Source organism: Novosphingobium lindaniclasticum LE124 (assembly GCF_000445125.1).
Taxonomy (GTDB): Bacteria; Pseudomonadota; Alphaproteobacteria; order Sphingomonadales; family Sphingomonadaceae; genus Novosphingobium; species Novosphingobium lindaniclasticum.
Window position 1 is genome coordinate 108,856 of sequence record NZ_ATHL01000127.1, and the last position, 6,000, is coordinate 114,855.

A 6,000-nucleotide genomic window follows, 5' to 3' on the forward strand; every position below is an offset into this window, starting at 1 on the left:
TTTGGCTCCGAATATCAACGGCCGAAAGGGACATGGCACAGGCGACACGCCGCCCGCAAGACTGAGGCTCCTGCCCCTTCGGCCGCTGCCTATACCGCGCGCAACAAAAAAGGCGGCCCGCAAGGACCGCCTTCTTCGTGTTCGAAGCTGTCTTCGCTCAGTTCTTCTTGAGCGAAAGACCGCCGAAACGCTTGTTGAACTGAGCAACGCGGCCGCCGTCCTGCAGCTGGGCCTTGCCGCCCGTCCAGGCCGGGTGCGACGTGGGATCGATGTCGAGGACCAGCGTGTCGCCTTCCGAGCCCCAGGTCGAGCGGGTCTGGAAGGTGCTGCCGTCGGTCATCTGAACGGTGATCATGTGATAGTCGGGATGCGTATCGGCCTTCATGTCTTGTCTCTCTTCGCATATGGCCGGTTCCGACCGGCCTGCTTCGGAAAGCGGCGCCCTTACCTCGACACCCCCGAAAAAGCAAGGGTAGAGACGAAAGCGCGCTTTCCTGGTGGTGTCAGGCGTCCGCGATCATGGCGGTGAAGTTCACTTCGCAGGTCACCTTGTCGCCGATCGCGGCCTTGCCCCAGAACTTGCAGACGCGCGAGCGCTTCTGGACGAAGCCGGCACGAAGGTCGAGCAGGTTGCCCGGGGTCACGGGGTTGCGGAACTTCGCTTCCTCGATCGCCATGAAGTAGACCAGCTTGCCGGTGCCGGCGAGACCCAGCGATTCGATCGCCAGAATTCCCGCCGCCTGCGCCAGAGCCTCGATCTGGAGCACGCCCGGCATGATCGGACGGCCCGGAAAGTGGCCCTGGAAGAAGTCCTCGTTGAAGCTCACGGCCTTTACCGCGTGGATCTCGTTCTCATCGAAGGAGACCACCCGGTCGACCAGCAGCATCGGATAACGATGCGGCAGGGCCGCAAGGATCTTCGCTGTGTCGTAGACGAACTCGGTCGGCTCGCTCATGGCCCTGCCGTCGCTTGCCTTAGCGGCCCGAAGCGGCCGGAGCCGGCTGCTGCTGCTGCGGGGCCGGAGCGGTCGTGTTGATCGTGGTCAGCGCGCCGTTCAGAGCGGTCAGCACGTCGCTGGTGATGTCCAGCGAAGGATCGTAGGCCAGGGTCTGCCCGACTTCGACGAGGGCATTCGCGCCGCGCTTCTGCATCGCCGGCTTGTAGAGGTTCTGCAGCTGCGCCTGGATCTGCTGGCCGACATAGGCCTGGTTGCGCTGGATCTGCTGCTGCTGGCCCTGGAGCTCCTGGCCGGCCTGCTGTTCCTTCTGCTGATAGGCCTGGATGCGGGTCTGCAGCGCGGCGTCCGGCTGCTTGCCGTTCAGCGCCTTGACGGCGGTTTCCAGGCTCTGCGCGTCGGGCTGCAGCGAGGTCTGGAGCTGGTTGCGACGCGCTTCGAAGGCCTGGATCTGCTGCTGCAGCGCCTGGTTGGCGGTCTTGCACGCGTTGCACTCACGCGCGACGCGGTCCAGATCGACTACGGCGACCTTCGACGCGGGTACGGCCTGCGCCAGCGCGGGCTGGGCCAGAGCGACAAACGCCAGGCCCGAGGCCAGAGCGGCGGACTTGAGAAGCATGTTCATCAGAATTGAGTTCCCACGTTGAAAGTGAAGGTCTTGGTGTTGTCGCCGTCGTACTTGAGCAGCGCCTTGGAGATGTCGATGCGGAACGGTCCGAAAGGCGAGTTCCAGTTTACGCCGAAACCGACCGCCACGCGCGGCTTCCAGGTGTTGCCCAGGAAGGTTTCGGTGAAATTGGTGTACGAGCCCTGGATCGTGTTGGGCTGAAGCGTAACCGGATCGACGGCATTGGTCGTCAGAGCGCCATTGGCATCCAGATAATACTGGTTTCCGTTGGCGTCGCGCTGACCGACGAAGCAGCCTTGCCCGGTATGGCACTGGTTCAACTGCGGCGACTTGATCGCCCAGACGGCGCCCGCGTCGACGAAGATCGAGGGACGCAGGCCCATCTCGCGGGCACCGGATCCCAGCGGAATCTCGAGCTCACCACGCGCCATGTAGTAGTAGCGACCGCCCAGAGCGTCGTCTGTATCCTGGCCCTTGACTGTGTATTCGTTGTTGGCATCCGCCGTGTAATACTGGCGGACGACCCGCGGGCCGACGCCGCGAATGCCGAAGCCGCGGATCTGCGGCTCGCCCAAGTAGAAGCGGTCGGTGAGGCGAATGTCATCGCCGCCCCAGCCCTTGATCAGGCCGCCCTCGCCCTGGATCGAGAAGATGAAGCCCTTGCCCAGCGGCCAGTACTTCGCCGCATTACCGCGCAGGCGGTAGTAGTTCACATCGCCGCCGAGGCCGGCCAGATCGACGTTGAGCGAAATTGTCTCCCCGCGTGTAGGACGCATGCGGTTGTCGAGGTTGTCGTAGACCACAGACAGGCCGAGGATTGAGCTCAACCGCTTGCCGATGGCGTCGCAGAGATAGCGACCGGCGCGGATGGGATCGCAGGTATAATCGCCGTTCTGATCGATCGAGTAGTAGGTCCCCTTGCCCAGCGTCACGTCGTCGTAGTTGAGCGTATAACGACCGATCGCCGTGAGGTATTCTGTCAGCGGCACGCCGGCGCGGACCTGGAAGCCGGTGGTCGACTGTTCGTAGGTCGTGTTGCGATCGGAGTTCGCGAAGTTGAAGCTGTTGTAGTCACGGCGATAGATATCGACGCCCAGCGACACGTTCTTGTCGAACAGATACGGCTCGACGAAGCTGGCTTCGATCGACTTGGAGTAGGACGAATAGCTGCCCGACAGGCCCACCGTCTGGCCGCGACCGCGGAAGTTGCGCTGGCGGATCGAGGCCTGGAAGATGAAGCGTTCAAGGCTGGAGAAACCGGCGGAGAGCTGGAGTTCGCCGGTCGGCTTCTCCTCGACATTGGCTTCCAGGGCGATGCGATCTTCGGCGGTGCCGGGCTTCTGCTCGACCTCGAACTTCTCCTGGAAGTAACCGAGCGACTTGATGCGGTTGGTGGAGCGCTTCACCTGCAGGGAGTTGAAGGCGTCGCCCTCCGCGAGACGGAACTCGCGGCGGATGACCTTGTCCTGGGTGAGCGTATTGCCGTTGATGTCGATCTTCTCGACATAGACGCGCGGGGCCTCCTGGATCACGAAGGTCAGCCCCATGGTGAGGTTTTCCTTGTCGCGATCGTACTGCGGGCGCACGTCGGCGAAGGCGTAGCCGAAGGCACCGGCGGTATCGTTCAGGCTTTCGATCGTGTCTTCGACGAGCTTGGCGTTGTACCAATCGCCCTTTTTGAGGGCGAGGTTCTTGGCCAGCTTCTCGCCGTCGAAGTCGCGCAGCTGGCTTTCGACCTTCACGTCGCCGAACTTGTAGCGCTTACCTTCCTCCACCACGTAGGTGATGATGAAGTCCTTCTTGTCCGGCGTCAGCTCGGCCACGGCCGAAACGACACGGAAGTCTGCGTAGCCCTGCGTCAGGTAGAACTGGCGCAGCTTCTGCTGGTCGAACGCCATGCGGTCGGGATCGTAGCTGGTGCCCGAGCTGAACAGGCGCGTGAAGCGGGCCTGCTTGGTCACCATCTGGCCGCGCAGTTCGCCGTCGGAGAAGTGCTCGTTGCCAAGGATGTTGATCTGGCGGACCTTGGACTTGTCGCCCTCGGTGATCTCGAAGACGATGTCCACGCGGTTCTGGTCGAGCATGACCATCTTCGGCTCGACCGTCGCGGCGTAGCGCCCCTGACGCTTGTACAGCTCGATGATGCGGGCCACGTCGGCACGGATCTTGGAGCGTGTGAAGATCTGGCGCGGAGAGACCTTGATCTCGGGCAGGATCTTGTCGTCCTTGATGCGCTTGTTGCCTTCGAGGATGATGCGGTTGACGACCGGGTTTTCCTTGACCTGGATGGTCACGACGCCTTTGTCGTTGCTGACCTGCACGTCCGAGAACAGTTCGGTGCCGTAGAGGTCCTTCAGCGCGGCGTCGCCGGCGGCCTTGGTATAGGGCTGGCCGACACGCAGCTGGATATAGGACAGGACGGTCTGCGCCTCCAGGCGCTCCGCGCCCGTCACCTGGATGGTCTGGATGGTTTCGCCTACCTCGGGCGCGGGAGTCGAAACGGGGGGCGCGGCGGCCGCAGTTTGCGCCAGAGCGATACCGGGCGCACCCGCCAGGATCGTCGATCCCAGAAGCACGATGGCAAGCTGAGGCGCACGGCGAGCTTCAGTGCGGCGACCCATTTCCAATCCGATCATTCTACGCAAATTCCTGTATTCGCTTTCGCGAGGACTTCGACCGACCCGCCAGGCTTCCCGTCATGACGACGGGTAATCGCGCCCATCTGCCCGATGGACGACGTCCAATCAAGCAGCCAATCCCGGCGGACATGTGATGGCTGACGAATTCTCCCGGCTATCCCCCGAAAATAGGGAGCGAGGCCAGATCGTTGACAGTGACGAACAGCATCAGGGCAAGCACCAGTGCCACCCCGGTCCGTATCGCCCATTCCTGACTGCGCAGTCCCAGGGGCTTACGACGAACCAGTTCGGCTGCGTAGAAAGCCAGGTGCCCGCCGTCGAGGCCAGGAATTGGCAGGAGATTGATGAATGCCAAGTTAATCGAGATCATCGCCACGAAGCCGACGAACGGCTCCCAGCCGAGAGAGAACTGCTCGCCCGAATACTTGGCGATCTTAATCGGTCCGCCCAGTTCCCGAACCGAGCGATCGCCCGTGATGATCTGGCGGATTCCCGTGACGATCGTGCCCATCAGGTCGAAGCTGCGATCGACGCCGATGCCCAGGGCCTCGATCGGCCCCACCGGCTCCAGCCGGCCGAACCCCGATTCGACACCGATCCGCCCTACGGTGACCGACTGCCCCTTCTCATCCTTCTGGACCGCGCTGCCGATCGTGATCGGCAGAACATGGGCCTCGCCTTCGCGCAGGACCGTGACCGTGGTCTTCGCGCCGGCCTTCGGCATGACCAGCGGCGGCACTTCGCGGAAACTGTCGATCGACGTCTCGCCCAGGGCGACGATCCGGTCGCCCACTTTCATCCCCGCGTGCTCGGCGGGAGAATCGTCCATGATCCCACTGACCACCGGCACCGCGAAATCGAGCCCGATATCGCCGATGCGCGCCCTGTTGCCGAAATTGTCGCTGACCTCCTCGTTGGCCAGTTTGACCGGCAGCACCACCGTTCGGCCTTCGCGCTGAACGGTGACATTCACCGTCTTGCCCGGGAAGTAGACGGTATGCTCGGGGATGTCGGTAACACTGGCAACCGGACTGCCGTCGATCGCCGTGATCCGATCGCCGATCTTCATTCCGGCGCTGCGCGCTGCCGAAGTCTCGGAGAAGCCGACGACCTCCGGTTCGGCAACGAGCCGTCCGTGGGCATAGACAAAGCCCGCGAGTATCAAAACGCAAAGCGCGAAGTTCGTCAGCGGACCGGCGAAGACGATGAGCGCCCGCTGCCACAAGGGCTTTACATGGAACGTATGCGAACGCTCTTCCGCAGTAAGGCCATCCTCCCCGGCGCTGGGTGCCGAAGCCGGATTCATGTCACCGGCAAACTGCACGTACCCGCCCAGCGGCAGGGCGGACAGTTTCCAGCGCGTGCCGCGCCTGTCGGTCCACCCGGCGATCTCCTTGCCGAAGCCGATGGAGAAGGCATCGGCTTTCACGCCGAACAGGCGGCCGACGAGATAGTGACCAAGCTCGTGGATCAGCACGAGCGGCCCCAGCACCAGCAGGAATGCGAAGATCGTCGTCAGCAGATTGGGCGATCCGGTCAAATCAGGGAATCCTTTTCGGACCGCGTGAAGTCACGCAGTCCCGGCCAACATGCTTGCCCTCGCTCGCGCCTCGTCGTCAACCGCCAGTACGTCCGACAGGCAGGACGGCGCGGGGGGCGAATAGGCTTCGAGCACCTCCTCCACTTGTGCGGCGATGCGGGTGAACGGGATCTGACCGCTTAGAAACGCGGCAACGGCGACTTCGTTGGCGGCGTTGAGAACGGCGGGTATGCCGCC

The 6,000-nt window shown here is 63.1% G+C and carries 5 protein-coding genes and 1 pseudogene; all 6 read right to left on the reverse strand.

Annotation, left to right across the window (positions count from 1 at the left end; translation table 11 throughout):
* Positions 1-157 precede the first annotated feature (157 nt).
* Positions 158-385 carry a 50S ribosomal protein L31 gene (gene rpmE, locus L284_RS43045; protein WP_021235635.1) on the reverse strand — a complete coding sequence of 76 codons (228 nt, stop codon included), beginning with the start codon at positions 383-385 and terminating at the stop codon, positions 158-160.
* Positions 386-503: 118 nt separating this feature from the next.
* On the reverse strand, positions 504-956 hold the full coding sequence (fabZ, locus tag L284_RS43050) for a 3-hydroxyacyl-ACP dehydratase FabZ (protein WP_021235636.1): 453 nt from the start codon (positions 954-956) through the stop codon (positions 504-506).
* Positions 957-975: 19 nt separating this feature from the next.
* A complete protein-coding gene (locus L284_RS43055; RefSeq protein WP_021235637.1) occupies positions 976-1,581 on the reverse strand; it encodes an OmpH family outer membrane protein in 606 nt (201 codons plus the stop codon).
* Entirely contained in the window at positions 1,581-4,220 is a 2,640-nt protein-coding gene (gene bamA / locus L284_RS43060) for an outer membrane protein assembly factor BamA (RefSeq protein WP_021235638.1), read from the reverse strand. Before bamA ends, L284_RS43055 begins: the two co-directional genes overlap by 1 nt.
* Positions 4,221-4,377: 157 nt before the next feature.
* A complete protein-coding gene (rseP, locus tag L284_RS43065; RefSeq protein ID WP_021235639.1) occupies positions 4,378-5,763 on the reverse strand; it encodes an RIP metalloprotease RseP in 1,386 nt (461 codons plus the stop codon).
* 30 nt (positions 5,764-5,793) lie between these two features.
* Positions 5,794-6,000, reverse strand: a pseudogene (locus tag L284_RS0124805) (1-deoxy-D-xylulose-5-phosphate reductoisomerase); the annotation flags it as partial.

Bases quoted from the DNA above. Each gene is read 5' to 3' on its own strand.
- rpmE (WP_021235635.1), bottom strand. From the start codon at position 385: ATGAAGGCCGATACGCATCCCGACTATCACATGATCACCGTTCAGATG.
- fabZ (WP_021235636.1), bottom strand. From the start codon at position 956: ATGAGCGAGCCGACCGAGTTCGTCTACGACACAGCGAAGATCCTTGCG.
- L284_RS43055 (WP_021235637.1), bottom strand. From the start codon at position 1,581: ATGAACATGCTTCTCAAGTCCGCCGCTCTGGCCTCGGGCCTGGCGTTT.
- bamA (WP_021235638.1), bottom strand. From the start codon at position 4,220: ATGATCGGATTGGAAATGGGTCGCCGCACTGAAGCTCGCCGTGCGCCT.